This window comes from Leucobacter sp. M11 (genome assembly GCF_035726885.1).
In the GTDB taxonomy this organism is placed as follows: Bacteria; Actinomycetota; Actinomycetes; order Actinomycetales; family Microbacteriaceae; genus JAPFRB01.
In genome coordinates this window covers 52,215-52,723 of record NZ_JAPFRB010000007.1, presented here as the reverse complement: position 1 = coordinate 52,723, position 509 = coordinate 52,215, and the positions used below count along the sequence as shown (strand labels likewise).

The following is a 509-nucleotide window of genomic DNA, read 5'->3' as shown; positions in this document are numbered from 1 at the left end:
TTCCCGCGTTCGCTCATCTCTGGTCCCCCGACCGGTTACCGCGTGAGGGGAGCGGGCAGCTGCCCCTCCCAGATCACGGGCTTCGCGGGCGCGACGGGCGCCTGCGCCTGGACCGGCTTCGGGGTCTGCAGCTCGGCCGCGTTCACCGCGGGCAGCTCATCGAGGAGCTCATTTGGCACGGAATTCTCGGTCGGCTCGTGGGTCTTCATGGCGAGGTCGCCGAGGATCGTGGTGTCGCTGAGCCGAAGGTACGCGGGGCTGGAGTTCAGCACCATGCCGAGGTCCCCGGCCTCGGCCGCGAGGTTCTGCGGGGAGGCCAGCTTCTCGACGTTCTGGCTGAGGACGCGCTCCACGCGCATCAGGTCCCGCTCCTCGAGCTTGAGGCTCGCCGTCTCGTAGGCACCCTCCGAGGTCGCGATGCTCAGCCCGAGCTGCGTGATGAGCAGCACGGCCACGATCGCGAGGGAGACGATCGCGCCGATGAGGCGCTTCGAGCCGTCGCGGCGGGT

1 protein-coding gene is annotated in these 509 nt (G+C 69.7%); it reads right to left on the bottom strand.

Annotated elements, in window-relative coordinates; all coding sequences use genetic code 11:
- Positions 1-35 precede the first annotated feature (35 nt).
- On the bottom strand, positions 36-509 hold a 474-nt coding region (locus OOT08_RS18155; RefSeq protein ID WP_325094287.1), incomplete at its 5' end, for a hypothetical protein.